This is a genomic window from Anaerocolumna sp. AGMB13025, assembly GCF_029689925.1.
In the GTDB taxonomy this organism is placed as follows: domain Bacteria; phylum Bacillota; class Clostridia; order Lachnospirales; family Lachnospiraceae; genus Anaerocolumna.
Genome location: NZ_CP121445.1, coordinates 2819132 through 2833876, shown reverse-complemented (window position 1 = coordinate 2833876; position 14745 = coordinate 2819132). Strand labels below are relative to the sequence as shown.

Annotated in this window: 12 protein-coding genes and 1 other annotated feature; of the genes, 2 read left to right on the top strand and 10 right to left on the bottom strand. The window is 36.3% G+C overall.

Features of this window, described 5'->3' with window-relative positions; all coding sequences use genetic code 11:
- Positions 1-424 precede the first annotated feature (424 nt).
- Entirely contained in the window at positions 425-1390 is a 966-nt protein-coding gene (locus QA584_RS11545) for a hypothetical protein (RefSeq protein WP_278274663.1), read from the bottom strand.
- 345 nt (positions 1391-1735) lie between these two features.
- The gene (locus QA584_RS11540) at positions 1736-1984 is read right to left on the bottom strand and encodes a hypothetical protein (protein WP_278274662.1); all 249 of its coding nucleotides are present in this window, start codon (positions 1982-1984) and stop codon (positions 1736-1738) included.
- A gap of 161 nt (positions 1985-2145) precedes the next feature.
- Between QA584_RS11540 and QA584_RS11535 the strand changes: the two genes are divergently transcribed.
- Together QA584_RS11535 and QA584_RS11530 are read left to right on the top strand one after the other, a co-directional pair.
- Complete coding sequence (locus tag QA584_RS11535) at positions 2146-2703, top strand: hypothetical protein (protein WP_278274661.1); 558 nt, start codon at positions 2146-2148, stop codon at positions 2701-2703.
- Between the two features lie 63 nt (positions 2704-2766).
- Positions 2767-3090: a hypothetical protein gene (locus tag QA584_RS11530; protein WP_278274660.1), complete on the top strand. Its 324-nt coding sequence runs from the start codon at positions 2767-2769 to the stop codon at positions 3088-3090.
- Between the two features lie 115 nt (positions 3091-3205).
- On the opposite strand, the gene smpB is transcribed toward QA584_RS11530, so the two are convergent.
- The 8 genes from smpB to gap form a co-directional block, all read right to left on the bottom strand.
- Complete coding sequence (gene smpB, locus QA584_RS11525; protein ID WP_278274659.1) at positions 3206-3673, bottom strand: SsrA-binding protein SmpB; 468 nt, start codon at positions 3671-3673, stop codon at positions 3206-3208.
- Between the two features lie 20 nt (positions 3674-3693).
- A complete protein-coding gene (gene rnr / locus QA584_RS11520) occupies positions 3694-5838 on the bottom strand; it encodes a ribonuclease R (RefSeq protein WP_278274658.1) in 2145 nt (714 codons plus the stop codon).
- Positions 5839-6019: 181 nt separating this feature from the next.
- Positions 6020-8062, bottom strand: a complete 2043-nt coding sequence (locus QA584_RS11515) for a methionine--tRNA ligase (protein WP_278274657.1) — start codon at positions 8060-8062, stop codon at positions 6020-6022.
- A gap of 278 nt (positions 8063-8340) precedes the next feature.
- Positions 8341-8580, bottom strand: a binding site (T-box leader).
- 392 nt (positions 8581-8972) lie between these two features.
- Positions 8973-9209, bottom strand: a complete 237-nt coding sequence (gene secG / locus QA584_RS11510; RefSeq protein ID WP_278274656.1) for a preprotein translocase subunit SecG — start codon at positions 9207-9209, stop codon at positions 8973-8975.
- Between the two features lie 110 nt (positions 9210-9319).
- A complete protein-coding gene (gpmI, locus tag QA584_RS11505) occupies positions 9320-10864 on the bottom strand; it encodes a 2,3-bisphosphoglycerate-independent phosphoglycerate mutase (protein ID WP_278274655.1) in 1545 nt (514 codons plus the stop codon).
- 195 nt (positions 10865-11059) lie between these two features.
- A complete protein-coding gene (gene tpiA / locus QA584_RS11500; RefSeq protein ID WP_278275151.1) occupies positions 11060-11809 on the bottom strand; it encodes a triose-phosphate isomerase in 750 nt (249 codons plus the stop codon).
- Between the two features lie 132 nt (positions 11810-11941).
- The gene (locus QA584_RS11495) at positions 11942-13135 is read right to left on the bottom strand and encodes a phosphoglycerate kinase (protein WP_278274654.1); all 1194 of its coding nucleotides are present in this window, start codon (positions 13133-13135) and stop codon (positions 11942-11944) included.
- Positions 13136-13446: 311 nt separating this feature from the next.
- Positions 13447-14460 carry a type I glyceraldehyde-3-phosphate dehydrogenase gene (gene gap, locus QA584_RS11490; RefSeq protein ID WP_278274653.1) on the bottom strand — a complete coding sequence of 338 codons (1014 nt, stop codon included), beginning with the start codon at positions 14458-14460 and terminating at the stop codon, positions 13447-13449.
- Positions 14461-14745 lie beyond the last annotated feature (285 nt).

The window sequence follows — 14745 nt, the reverse complement described above, 5'->3', positions numbered from 1 at the left end:
AATTTTTTTATATTTAATACCATAATTCATGTGATTGATTTATTATAAATGATATCCTATCAATTTGCAATAAGAATCTAATGGATATTTTTTGCAATCTAATCGATATTTTTTACAAAAGAATCCTCTTCCATTTATTATACCAGAATGTATATCTATTCAACTGTTCCTTAAAAAAGCTATTGTTTAAGTTTTTCTGTTTCTCTTCTTTCGGTTTTTGGGTCAAACGATACAGATTATTTTTTGAACTTTTAACACTCCAAGACAACTTGTCCATAAATTCACACTAAATTAAAGAAATATTCAAACTATATACATATATGAACGATATAATAAAAATATGAAAACAACAGGTTCCCACAACTTGCATATAAAAATTTTTTTTCATAAAGCCAGCAGTGAAAACTGCTGGCTCCTCCTATTTTTAGACCGTACATCCATTGCATTCTGAACAATTACTGCATTTATTAAATATTTTTAGTGGTTTGTTTATTATTCTGAAAGTGATATCCTTTAAGGAAAAGACACTATTATCATTCTCATTTATTCTGACTTTATCTTCATAAAATTCTACTTTAAGAGATATAATATCCATCCCTTCCTCATCAAGAAGACTAGGTCTTAACCCCGGCTCAAATTTTAGAATCTCACCGCTTTTTTTAGTTATTTCTATGCTGTCGGTGGAGGTAATTAATGATTTAATAGTGCCGTCATCATAAAAATTTAATGAATTCTTGTCTCCGTTTATACCATTGGCATTCATATCATAAGCAGTCAACTTGCCAATTCTGGTTTCAATTAAAACAGGATAGGCAGGTTCGCAGGATCTTAAATTACCCTCCGGATATAGGGATAATCCATAATGCACTCCTAATTTACCTGAAGGTGTATTAACCATCACTACCTCCTTCGGCCATAAAGTGAGGCTTTTTATCCTGCCCGTTTCATAAAAAAGTATGCTGATTAACCTTTTATTAATTTTACCAAATGGGAAACTTAATTCCTGGGGTTTCGCAAGTTCAAATTCATTCTCTTCGGTCCAGTAACCAGTTATTTTACCGTTAAGGGGGAATAACCGTTTTATTCTTCCGCTTTCATAAAATGTTAGAAGTTCAGCACTTAAAACACCAATATCGGTTTTAATCTGACACTGCCCCTGGAGGGCAATTTTTTTGAGGCTGCCATCCTTATAAAAAGCCAGGGAATTAATATACTTATTACGCACTCCTTCATTCTCATATTGGGGAATCAGCTTCCCATATGAAGTTGTCAGTACATTCCGTTCGATGACGGAACATTCTTTTATTTTGCCATCCTCATAGAAATCCGCGGAAGCAATACCTTTTATTACACCGTATTTTGATTCAGATATATTTATAATTACAGCCATTCTCATTCTCCCTTCTCTAATAACTTTTGGTCTTAACGATTCCTTATTCTTTGGTTAGACTAATAAAATAACAGCTCTCGTTCCGGTTCTGCTTCTGCATAACCAGACGCAAAAAGGTGCGGATATTTTCCGCACCTTCGCTGACTAAGCTATTTAAGTATTAGCTTATCATAACACACTTTTAAATTCAATACTTCAATAGTAATAAAAAACCGGCTTGAAACCAAGGCAATACCATAATATTATACAGTATTCTATACAGTATATAGATTAATATTATATTTATAAACACTACTGTATTACATATGTATTTTCATTCATTATTATGGTATAGATGGCTATTCCTTAATTTTTAAAGATTACTTTCGTAAGCCGGACCCCCTGTGGTAATTCCCTGCCCTTTTGCATAGCCTGATGAGCTTTATCGATCAGGTTACTCTTGATATCCTCCGGTAGATCAGTATCAAATTCATATACATATTCTTTTCTAATATGATTAAGCGCTATATTTAAAAGAGAACCTCCATTACCACAGTACTCTTTTAATGCATCACTGATAATTTTTTTATATTCGCCATATGACATGGGTCCCATTTACCTCAATCCATTCTATTTTATAGTATTGTATTAATATATGCAGAAAAATGAAAATGTTTCCTTTTTTTAAAAATTTTTTTAATATTCCCTTATAATCTATGCATGATTCTTTTAATTTATCATATCTTAACCATATAGGCATAAAAAGGATTTAACCAATGGATAGTACAAGTAACACTGCAGGATATTATTCTTCAGAGGACTTAAGAAATATAATAAGACAGATAATGAGTCAGTATTCCCTCTGGACCAGATTTTATATCGTCAGTAAAATGGCAGACTTAGGGGATTTGGAGGTGGTATCCAACAGACTGTATGAAGTACCAATTGATTTATATAATTTATTTCGCATTTATTATGACAATACATCTGTCCAGGAATTAGAAAATCAGTTCCGGGAACAGGTTACTCTGACTATTCAGCTCATAGATGAAATTAATTCAGATCAACCTGTTGATACTACAAAGAGCCGTTTAAAAGAGAATGCCGACCAGATCAGTCTTTTAATGTCTGGTTTAAATCCCTTCTGGAACATGCAAACCCTGCAGAATTTATTTTATAACCATTTTGATATGACAGAATACGAAGCCCAAAAAAGACATACCAGGCAATATGCTGCTGATGTTTATGAATATAATTTTATTGAATATCACACCTTGATGTTTGCAGATTATCTTTGGAGCGGAATCATAAATCAACTTTATCCAAAGCCTTAATTCCATCACGCTTCCCAAAAAACCGACATATACTATTATGTAATATGCTATAGGAGGTTATGGATGGACGGAATAAGGGAATTCGTTAATACTACCTGCTATGACTTGAATGTAATCGTATGGGTAAGAGCCGGTGAAAAACTTGGCTGTATCTTTCGTGTAGAAGAATTCTGCCTGAAACGGTTTGAATGTTTGAAGGTCGTTTTTGGAAATGAATATAATTCATGTATAGATGGTATAAAGGTATGTTATTGTGAAGGTGGTCAATTGGGGATTACCGAATTAGTAGTTAAACGGTTTGGCTGTACTTTGGACAGATTACTAAACAGGCATTTTCGTATCATATTTATAAGTGCCGGTCCTACTATTGCCATATCTGCTCAATAATTAAGATAGTTCCGATTAAACTCAAGCGTCTCGGATAATAAAATAAAATTAAAACCCACCTGGCTGATAATAATGTCAACTTGACATAATCAATCTGTTCGGTGGGTTTTATGATTTAATATAGATTTTTTACCTTAAAATCTTTCTCAGCTTCTCTTCGTTGATCTTTTTTTGCTATATCTTCCCGTTTATCATATAGCTTCTTACCTCTGGCCAGACCAATCTCAACTTTCACCAGACTGCCTTTTAAGTACACGGTAAGGGGCACAACCGTATAGCCCTTTTGCGCCACCTTACCCATTATTTTATTGATTTCATAATTATGCAATAATAATTTTTTGACACGAAGGGGATCTTTATTAAATATGTTACCTTTTTCATAAGGACTGATATGCATGCTATAGATGTATACTTCACCATTTTCAATCCGTATAAAAGATTCCTTAACACTGCATTTGCCCATACGAAGGGATTTGACTTCCGTACCATGAAGCACAATTCCTGCTTCAAAGGTATCTTCGATAAAATAATCAAATCTTGCCTTTTTATTGTTTGCTATCATTTTAATACTTTCTTTAGCCATAATTCCTCCCAAAACCTTAACTACTGATCTTCTTCCGGCGCTTCATCCACAAATGCAAAGTCGATGGTCCGAAGCAGCTTATCGGCTGCCAATACTTCCACCAGAACCTTTTCCCCTAACTTATAGGTTTTTCTGGTGTGTTCGCCTATCATGGCGTAGTGTTCCTCATCATAGATATAATAATCATCCTGCATTTCTGATACCCGGACCATGCCTTCAACGGTGTTTGGCAGTTCCACATACATTCCCCAGTTGGTAATACCAGAGATTACACCTTCAAAGATTTCCCCAATATGATCACTCATATATTCTACTTTTTTCAATTTATCGACATCACGTTCGGCATCATCTGCCCGGCGTTCTGTTATACTTGCCTGTCTGGCGATATCCGGAAGTATTTTACTATAATGGTTATACCGCTTTTCACTTAAACCTCCCCGCAGATTCTCTTTGATGATACGGTGGATCTGAAGATCTGGGTATCTTCTGATTGGAGAAGTAAAGTGACAGTAATATTTGGTGGCTAGACCAAAGTGTCCGTCACTTGTAGAGGTATAACTGGCACGTTTCATGGAACGTAAGGTTAAACGGCTGATTAAAGCTTCTTCGGGAGTATTATCTATTTTTAATAATAACTTCTGGAGCTCTTTGGGGTGAATATCATCCTGGCTGATTTTTATGCTGTAACCAAAGTTATTAATAAATATTCCTAGTTGCTGGATTTTTTCAGCATCCGGGTTATCATGACTGCGGTAAACAAAAGGTATTTCCTGCCAGAAGTAATCTTCAGCAATGGTTTCATTTGCAATTAACATAAAATCTTCGATAATCTTGGTTGCTTTATTCCTGTCATAGGGCTTAATTTCAATGGGATGACCATTCTCATCCAGCTTGATTTTACTTTCTGGAAAATCAAAATCAATAGAGCCGCGTTTTCTTCTTTTTTCCCTGAGAATATCCGCAAGTTCTGACATTAATTCAAACATGGGAACCAGTTCTTTATATTCGTTTCTTTCCGCTTCATCATGGTCTTCTAAAATTTTCTTAACACTGGTATAAGTCATTCTCCGGTCAACTCTTAATACTGTTTCTGCTATTTCATGACCGATTACCGTCCCTTTGTCATCAATATCCATAAAACAACTTAGGGCAAGTCGGTCAGTTCCTGCATTAAGGGAGCATATTCCGTTAGATAATTTATGGGGCAGCATTGGGATAACCCGGTCCACCAGATAAACACTGGTTCCTCGTTTGACTGCTTCTTTATCAAGGGGAGAATTCTCTGTAACATAATTGGATACATCGGCTATATGAACGCCCAAATGATAGATATCCCCGTCTTTTGACAGGGTTATGGCATCGTCCAAATCCTTGGCATCTTCTCCGTCGATGGTAACTGTCTGAAGACTTCTGATATCTTTTCTGCCTGCCATATCTTTTTCCGTGATTTCATCCTGAACAGCTTCCACCTGATTCATAACTTCCTCCGGAAATTCTACCGGCAGATTATATGCCATGATAACAGATATAATATCCACTCCCGGATCATTCATATGACCCAGTATTTCAATAACTTTACCTTCGGGATTTCGGTCCTGACTGCCGTAATCCGTTATTTTTACAACTACCTTGTGACCGTTAACAGCACCTTTTGTGTGTTCCTTGGGTATAAAGATATCTTTACCAAACTTCTGATTATCAGCAACAACAAAACCATAATTCTTACTTTTTTCAAATGTACCTACAATCGTACTGCTGTTTCTCTCAAGGATACGGATAATCTCTCCTTCTCTTCTCTTTCCGCGACCTTCATTTTTAATCGACACCATAACCTTGTCATTATGAAGTGCTCCCTTTGTGGCACTTTCCGGAATAAAGATATCCTCTGTCTCACTCTCAATGATAACAAATCCAAACCCTCTTTGAGTTCCGGAAAATATCCCCGTCCTGGTATTAGTATCTGCTATCTTATACCTGCCCTTTGTGTCTGCTTCGATTTTTCCATCCGTTTGCAAAGCTTCTAATACTTCTCTTAAATCCTGCTTTTCATCCCGGGGAACCTGTAATACACTGGCAATCTCTTTAAACTTCATAGGCTGATAATCTTTACTATTTATAAATTCCAATAAAATCTTTTTCTTTTCGTCCAAAATCACTTTATCCATTTTGCCTCCACTACTTTGCACTCAAACAATTTCACGTTTAGATACTCAAGCTTCATTTATATTGTAGTATACCATAATTCTCCTGTAATTAACACAAAATTTTTATTGGCTGCACATAGTGTCTGCAAATTCGAATATCTTATGATGATATGGTGATTTTAATAAGCGGTTACTTTTTATCTTATTCTGCTGCTTCCAACTGACTGGGATGTTTTTTAAAGAAATCCACCTTAGGTTCTAGGAACTTTAATTGATGCTTATCATAATTATTGATTATATCATATATTGGTGAGAATATATAATCCCAGCTCCACAGTCTTTCATCCACATTTAGATATTCTCTTATCATATTACACCCAAAAGGTGCTATAGGATGCAGCAAGGCAGCCGCAGTTTTAACTGCGTGGAAGGAATCAATGAGTACCTGTTTTCTAAGTTCCTCATTACCGGTAGTTTCGGCAGTCCGCATCGTGTTCACCCAATATTTATTCATATTACGGATAAAGGTATCAAGGACATAGGTCAGACTGTGGAATTCGTGATTATACATATGCCGTTCAAAAGTAAGTACTGCTTCCTCTGATTCCGCTGCAATCTTCTGGCTTACTTCTCCCTTTGGAATGGTGGAATTAAAGTAACTTTGAGAGGTGTAAAAACAGGAGCGGATTAACCGGTTAAATACATTGGTTAGCAGATTCCCTTCTTTTAGCACAATGTCCTCGCCAATTTTCTCTGTTTCAGACATATATACCTGAGGTCTAAAACTCACGCTCTTTGTAGATAAACCAAGGCTTAAGAAATGAATCCTTAACTGTTCCGGCGTATAAAATTTAAGCAGTTCTTTTGCCATAGGTGGCTTTATTTCGTTACTGCTGCTGGCTTTTTTATCCATAAATAATATATGTCGATTGGCAATCAGGTGAGGCAGAATAAGCTTATCCATACTCTTATGGTCCTCCTCACCATCTTTTTCAAGAGCTGCAAACATAGCCATTTCAGCAATTCCATAGAAATAAATATTATCTTCTCCAATAAACTGATAAACCTTGGCTTCTTGTGAATTCCACCACTTTGTCCAGTCACCGCTTTCTTTTCCGGCAGCTTCTAGATATGCCCTGGTAAAGGATATAGGTGCCCATAAGGATTCCGGCCATACCCAAAAAGTTAAATCCTTTAAATTATCTTTTTCAGGAACTTCCACTCCCCATTCAATATTGCCGGATAGACGGAAGGGTACTAAGGTTTTGCCAGTTCGAAAACGGATTCCTTTATTGCCAAAAACTTCTCTTGCCTTATCCCTGTCGCTTAATTTATCAAAAACAAAAGTTACAGAAGTTTTGGTATCTTCTGCCATAATGGTATGTTTTGGTAATAAGTCAGTGAGGTCTGTTACTCCCTCCAATTGATCTTTTTTTACATAGATATAGGGAGGCTTTAAGAATTCTTCAATGGTATTAATAATATATTTTCGCGTGTTGGAATTCACTTTCAGATTTTGAAGCCAGCCTTTTAACATCTCCTGCCATTCTTCCAATTTAAAGTACCAGTTAACAACCTCCCTTACTTCCGGGGTCTTGCCGGACAGAGTACTTTTTGGATTAATTAAATCACTTGGCATATATTGATGACCTAACGCACATTCATCTGCATAAGCCTTATCGGAGGAACAGCCTTCGATGGGACACTGACCAATAACCTGTCTCCCGTTTAGAAACACCTGAAAATCCGGATCAAAAAACTGGGGAGTAGACATTGGTATGATATTCCCATTGTCATATAACGTTTCAAAGATTTCTTTAGAAACTTCCTTATGAATTTCACCTGGTCTGCCAAGGGCAGAAGCTCCGTATAAATCAAGACTGATTCCATAATCGTCCAAGGTCTCCTTCTGAAGTTCATGGTTGCCTCTGACATATTCTTCTATGGTACCAGCTGGTTTGTCACTTCCTCCATTCTCTGATAGTTTTCTGTAACTTTCAAGAATTGGAGAACCATAACAGTCTGTACCGGATACAAATATTACATTTTCCGCACCAATCCGATCCCGTAAAAATCTCGCAAAGGTATCCGCGTGTACAAAAACACCTCCGATGTGCCCAAAATGGAGTTCTTTATTACCATAAGGCATACCTGCCGTAATCACTGCTCTTTTTGGGAATTCTGGTCTTTGGCTTTTCGCTATATCCTTATTTATTTTTTCTTTGTTCATTCTTTTATCATTCATCTTTATACCCTCTATACCGCAAATCACATGCAATACCACCACCGAATAAATGTGGAAGAATCCTAGTGCAGCGTCCTTTCTATTCTAATTTTTACTTTTAACCTTTTAAAGAATCGTTATGTGACCCTTTCAATATTTTTAATTCATACATGAGCCCAGGCTGCCGTCGTAAATGGTCTTTAATAGCAGGAGAATGAATGAACACCCACTCCATCTTATTTATTATAGTTCCGAAACAAGTTAAAAAACATAAAAAAAACACCTCCTACAATATTATCTGTAGGGGCGAAAGATTCGCGGTACCACCCTATTTTATTAATATGTCACCATATTAATCTCATCGAGTACATCAATACTCTAGTCCTGTAACGTAGACTAACGGCATAGCATCACTTATTTGAATAAGATCCGTATGCAGCTCCAAGGCTTGTTTCATCAATTATACCACTGCTCTTTCTCAGCCTGCAGAGCTCTCTGTGAGTTTAATAAATGATTACTCTTCTCTTCATAGCATTTATTTTTTCATATCACCTATTTTTTTTCATAGATTTATTTTTTCATAGCATTTATTTTTTCATAGTATATGCAATTTTTTTATATTTGTCAAGGATAAAGCAGAAAAATGCTTGACAGCATATAGTAGAAAAATACTTCGTCTAAATACTTGGATGTTCTCAAAATTCAAAATACATTTTCAAAATACTTGCTTTCTAACAAAATATCCGATTGCCCTCCCAAATAAATATATAGATGATAATGTAGTAAATAATCCTAATTAACTGAATCAATATTATATAATTCCATTTTAGTAGAAATGAATCATTATTATGATTCCCGTTTTAGTTAGAAATAACCTAAAAAGCACAAAAAAAGCATTCTGTCAAGACAGAATGCTTTCATTAAAATTATGCTACAATAAGTTAAGTACTACGGAAAGAATAATAAAACCTACCGCAAGACCCTTTGTAAATTTCTCCAAAGCGCCCTCCATGGAACGTCCTCTATTCTTACCCCAATAGGTATCGGCAACACCATTGATTGAGCCTGATAAACCTGCTGATTTGCCTTCCTGCATTAATACAACAACCACTAACGCGATACAAATGATAACATATATGATTGTTACGATTGTCTTTAAAATCTCCATCACTGCACCTCCTAAAGCTTCAATGTTAATTCTAACATACAATATTACAGATTTCAACTATTTTTTGTACAAGATATCCGCTATCCGGCAGGATGGATATTGGACATCGATTATTTCTTAATCAGTAAGGATTTTCCGGTCATGTCTTTTGGTTGTTTCAGTCCCATCATCTCAATCATAGTTGGTGCAATATCCGCCAGACAACCGCCTTCTTTTAAGGTATACTCTTTATCATAATTTACTAAAATAAAAGGTACTTCATTAATTGTATGGGCTGTGAAAGGTTCCCCAGTGGTGTAATCAATGAGCTGTTCTACATTACCGTGATCTGCACAGATAAACATCTGGCCATCCACTGATAATAATGCCTCATATGCCATCTCCACACATTTATCAACTGCTTCCACTGCTTTAACTGCAGCATCCTGGATTCCAGTATGACCAACCATGTCAGGGTTAGCAAAGTTTACGATGATAACATCATATTTTAAAGATTGAATGGCTTCTACCAGATTCTTAGCTACATCGAATGCACTCATTTCGGGCTGTAAATCATAGGTAGCAACCTTAGGTGAATTAACCAGTATTCGTTCTTCCCCTTCGTTTGGAACTTCTACACCGCCATTGAAAAAGAAAGTAACATGAGCATATTTTTCTGTTTCAGCAAGTCTTAACTGTTTGAGATTATGTTCTGCTAAAAATTGTCCAAAGGTATTATCGATGGAAATCTTATGGAAGGCTACTATTTTATTTGGTATTGTAACATCATATTCGGAGAAGCATACATAAGTTAATGGCATTCTGCCCTTATCTCTCTTAAAGCCTGTAAAATCATCATCACAGAAAGCTCTTGTTATCTCTCTTGCGCGATCAGGTCTAAAGTTAAAGAAGATAACAGAATCATTATCTTTAATGGTTGCTACCGGTTTACCATCTTTTCTAATTACAGTAGGCACTACAAATTCATCGTTTACACTGGAATCATAGGAATTCTTAATTGCCTCAACACCATTATCTGCAGTATCGCCTTCGCCACATACCATAGCGCGGTATGCTTTTTCAACTCTGTCCCATCTGTTGTCACGATCCATTACATAATAACGTCCCATAACTGTTGCAATTTCACCAACACCAAGTTCTTCCATTTTATTCGTTAATGCTTCTGCAAAGCCTTTACCGGAAGTAGGTGCAGTATCTCTGCCGTCTAAGAAAGCATGTACATATACATTACTAACACCCTCTCTCTTGGCCAGTTCTAATAGACCATAGAGGTGTGTAATATGACTATGAACACCACCGTCAGATAGCAGACCGAAAAGGTGTAAATCGGAACCATTCTTTTTGCAATTTTCCATTGCCTTTAACAGGGCTTCGTTTTTAAAGAAATCACCATCCTGAATTTCTTTTGTGATTCTGGTTAATTCCTGATAAATAATACGTCCGGCTCCCATATTAAGATGTCCGACTTCTGAATTACCCATCTGTCCTTCCGGAAGTCCAACTGCCATCCCGCTTGCATTTCCCTTTACAAATGGATATTCCGCCATCAGTTTATTCATAACAGGGGTATTCGCCAGTTTTACTGCATTACCTTCTTTTTTCTCATTTAAGCCATATCCGTCTAATATCATTAATACCGTAGGTTTTTTACTCATTCTGCTTACTCCTTTATGTGAAATGCGTAGAAAAATATAAAATGATACTTATATTACTACTAGATCTTAAATAAGGTTATGCACCTTATCTAAGATGTTAATATCCATTAAATAATTGGTGGAATTCTGCCACTCTTGAGACTGCCCTTTTTTAACCTGGAAAGCAATCAAATCCAGTGTACATTACCAACAATATTATTTATAGTTAACAATTTTACCAAAGTCAGGTTTTAAGCTTGCTCCGCCTACTAAGCCGCCGTCGATATCAGGCTGTGAAAATAATTCGGCTGCACTTGCTGCTGTAACACTGCCGCCGTACTGGATACGGATAGCTGCTGCTGTTGCAGCATCATAAATTTCAGCGATGCATTCACGGATTGCTTTGCATACTTCCTGAGCCTGTTCTGTAGTAGCAACTTTTCCGGTTCCGATTGCCCAGATTGGTTCATAAGCGATTACAGCTGTTTTTGCCTGATCCGGTGTTACATTTAAGAATGCAATTTTAATCTGCTGACGGATAAAATCAATAGTAACACCCTGCTCTCTCTGAGTAAGGGATTCACCACAGCAGACAATTGGAGTAATACCGTGTTCAAAAGCTTTTAATACTTTTTTATTCACAGTTACATCTGTTTCTGCAAAATATTCTCTTCTTTCGGAATGTCCGATAATAACATATTTAACCCCAATATCGGTAAGCATGTTAGGAGCGATTTCACCTGTAAAGGCACCGCTTTCTTCATAATACATATTTTCTGCACCGATCAAAATATTAGAACCCTTCGCTGCTTCAATCGCAGTTGTCAGGGAGATAGCTGGTACACAGAATACTACATCTGCATCTTCGGTAACTACCAAAGGTTTTAACTCATTAATCAATGTTACTGTCTCGCTGGGAGTTTTATTCATTTTCCAGTTACCAGCAATAATCTTCTTACGCATAATATTTCTCCTTTATAGTCAGGCAGCTTTCAATTTGGTCAATTTAATGATAGGAAATCTGCCGTATATTCATTCAGAAAGGGACGGTAAGTTGTTAAACAGTTACCTGTCCCTGAAAATTAGTGGCTTCTTATATTATTTATCGTTGGCTGCTGCCACACCGGGAAGTTCTTTTCCTTCTAAGAATTCAAGAGAAGCTCCGCCACCGGTTGAAATATGAGTCATCTTATCGCCGAATCCTAAGATGTTAACCGCTGCCGCGGAATCACCACCACCAATAATAGTGGTTGCATCGATTTCTGCTAATGCTTTTGCTACTGCAATAGTACCATTTGCGAAGTTAGAGAATTCAAAAACTCCCATAGGTCCGTTCCAAACAACGGTTTTAGCGCTTTTAATTGCATCTGCATATAATGTACGGGTTTTTTCTCCAATATCAAGACCCTGCCAGCCAGCTTCGATTTCTCCGCGACCTACTGTTTTAAATTCTGCATCATTGGAGAAGTCTTTTGCAACAACAGTATCGATAGGAATTAATAATTTAACACCTTTCTTTTCTGCTTTATCCATCATTTCTTTTGCATATTCAAGATAGTCAGCTTCCAAAAGGGAAGTACCAACTTCTTCACCTAAGGCTTTCATGAAAGTATAAGCCATACCACCGCCGATAATTAAGGTATCAACTTTATCTAATAAGTTATTGATAACAGAAATCTTACTGGATACTTTGGAACCGCCCAAAATAGCTACGAAAGGTCTCTCTGGATTATCAACTGCATTACCAAGGAAATCAATTTCTTTCTGCATTAAGTAACCAACTACTGCAGTATCGACATATTTGGTTATACCTACATTGGAGCAGTGTGCTCTGTGAGCGGTACCAAATGCATCATTTACAAATACGTCGCAAAGAGAAGCGAGATCTTCACTGAAAGCATCTACATTCTTCGTTTCTTCTGCTCTGTAACGGGTATTTTCAAGAAGAACTACATCCCCTTCTTTCATAGCGGCAACTGCTGCTTTGGCATTCTCACCAACAACATTGGCATCTGCTGCAAAAGTAACCGGCTGACCAAGTAATTCAGCTAATCTGACAGCGACAGGTGCTAAAGATAATTCCGGTTTTGGTTCTCCCTTGGGTTTACCAAGGTGGGAGCAAAGTATAACCTTTCCACCATCTCCGATTAATTTTTTAATTGTGGGAAGTGCTGCAACCAGACGATTTTCATCGGTAATCTTTCCTTCTTGTAATGGAACATTAAAATCACATCTTACTAAAACTCTTTTGCCTTTTACATTAATATCATCTACTGATTTCTTATTAAGCATATCTGTGACTCCTTTCATATTCTAACAATTATTTTTCTGACACTCCGGACCTTTATGATTGTTAATCTTTAATGACCTTCATTTCTATTAATCATGAATTTTCTAATCATTAATAATATATAATTTAATCACAATTAGTCACTAAATGATGTACTATGCTGTCCAGTCCTTACTTATTTCTTTACTTTTTAATATGGACTAAAAATGAGTCCGGCTTTGTTATCAGTCAAGGAGGGTTCGGTAAACGTTCCTCGACTTAATTTACAAAGACCGGACCCATTATAGGATCAATATAAATTATAAATTATGAATTAGTTTAATTCAGCAAAATATTTGATTGTTCTTACCATCTGGCTTGTGTAAGAATTTTCGTTATCATACCAGGAAACAACTTTTACTAAAGTTTGTCCGTTACCAAGATCTGTAACTTTAGTCTGAGTTGCATCAAATAAAGAACCTTGAGTAATTCCGATAATATCAGAAGATACTAATTCTTCTTCTGTATAACCAAAAGAAGGAGATTCTGCTGCTTTCATAGCTGCGTTAACGTCTGCTTTTGTTACAACGCCGTTAACAACTGCTACTAATTCAGTAGTAGAACCAGTAGGTACAGGAACTCTCTGTGCGGAACCGTCTAATTTACCTGCTAATTCAGGAACTACAAGACCGATTGCTTTTGCTGCACCAGTTGAGTTAGGAACGATATTAACAGCTGCTGCACGAGCTCTTCTTAAATCTCCCTTAGGATGAGGTCCGTCAAGAGTCATCTGATCACCAGTATAAGCATGGATTGTAGTCATGAAGCCTTTTGCTACAGGTGCTAATTTATTTAAAGTGTCAGCCATAGGAGCTAAACAGTTAGTTGTACAAGATGCTGCTGAAATAATTGTATCATCAGCTTTTAATGTTTTTTCATTAACGCTGTAAACGATGGTAGGAAGATCATCGCCTGCTGGAGCGGAGATAACTACTTTCTTAGCACCTGCATCGATATGAGCCTGAGATTTTGCTTTAGAAACGAAGAAACCAGTACATTCAAGTACTACGTCTACTCCAAGTTCTCCCCAAGGAAGATCTTTAGGATCTCTTTGAGCATAGATTTTAATTTCTTTACCGTCAACAACGATGGAATCTTCTTTCGCTACTACTGTATCACCCTTTGCATATCTACCTTGTGCTGAATCATATTTCAATAAATGAGCAAGCATTTTAGGATTTGTTAAATCATTAATTGCAACGACTTCATATCCCTGCGCACCAAACATTTGTCTGAATGCAAGACGTCCGATACGTCCAAAACCATTAATTGCCACTTTTACTGCCATGTTATAATTCCTCCTAATTGTTAAATTTTATAATATGCTGTCCGACTTTTTACATAATTAAAAAGCTGTAGATACAATTTATGTATAAAAGACAGCTATTAATCAATTATATGATTGACAAATTTTTCTCAAACACTATCTTATTTTACCTTTTTTAAAATGAAATTTCAAGTAGAAAATGCAAATTCATGGAATATTAATAGAATCAGCAGTTTTAATTACTTCTAAAGAGTTTCTTTGTGCAATATATCTGTAAACATTTTCTTTTAAAAATCATATCTCCGA

Coding starts and splice junctions, on each gene's coding strand:
- gap (WP_278274653.1), bottom strand. CDS start 14,460: ATGGCAGTAAAAGTGGCAATTAATGGTTTTGGACGTATCGGACGTCTT.
- rnr (WP_278274658.1), bottom strand. CDS start 5,838: ATGGATAAAGTGATTTTGGACGAAAAGAAAAAGATTTTATTGGAATTT.
- secG (WP_278274656.1), bottom strand. CDS start 9,209: ATGGAGATTTTAAAGACAATCGTAACAATCATATATGTTATCATTTGT.
- QA584_RS11540 (WP_278274662.1), bottom strand. CDS start 1,984: ATGGGACCCATGTCATATGGCGAATATAAAAAAATTATCAGTGATGCA.
- gpmI (WP_278274655.1), bottom strand. CDS start 10,864: ATGAGTAAAAAACCTACGGTATTAATGATATTAGACGGATATGGCTTA.
- QA584_RS11515 (WP_278274657.1), bottom strand. CDS start 8,062: ATGAATGATAAAAGAATGAACAAAGAAAAAATAAATAAGGATATAGCG.
- QA584_RS11530 (WP_278274660.1), top strand. CDS start 2,767: ATGGACGGAATAAGGGAATTCGTTAATACTACCTGCTATGACTTGAAT.
- QA584_RS11545 (WP_278274663.1), bottom strand. CDS start 1,390: ATGGCTGTAATTATAAATATATCTGAATCAAAATACGGTGTAATAAAA.
- smpB (WP_278274659.1), bottom strand. CDS start 3,673: ATGGCTAAAGAAAGTATTAAAATGATAGCAAACAATAAAAAGGCAAGA.
- QA584_RS11495 (WP_278274654.1), bottom strand. CDS start 13,135: ATGCTTAATAAGAAATCAGTAGATGATATTAATGTAAAAGGCAAAAGA.
- QA584_RS11535 (WP_278274661.1), top strand. CDS start 2,146: ATGGATAGTACAAGTAACACTGCAGGATATTATTCTTCAGAGGACTTA.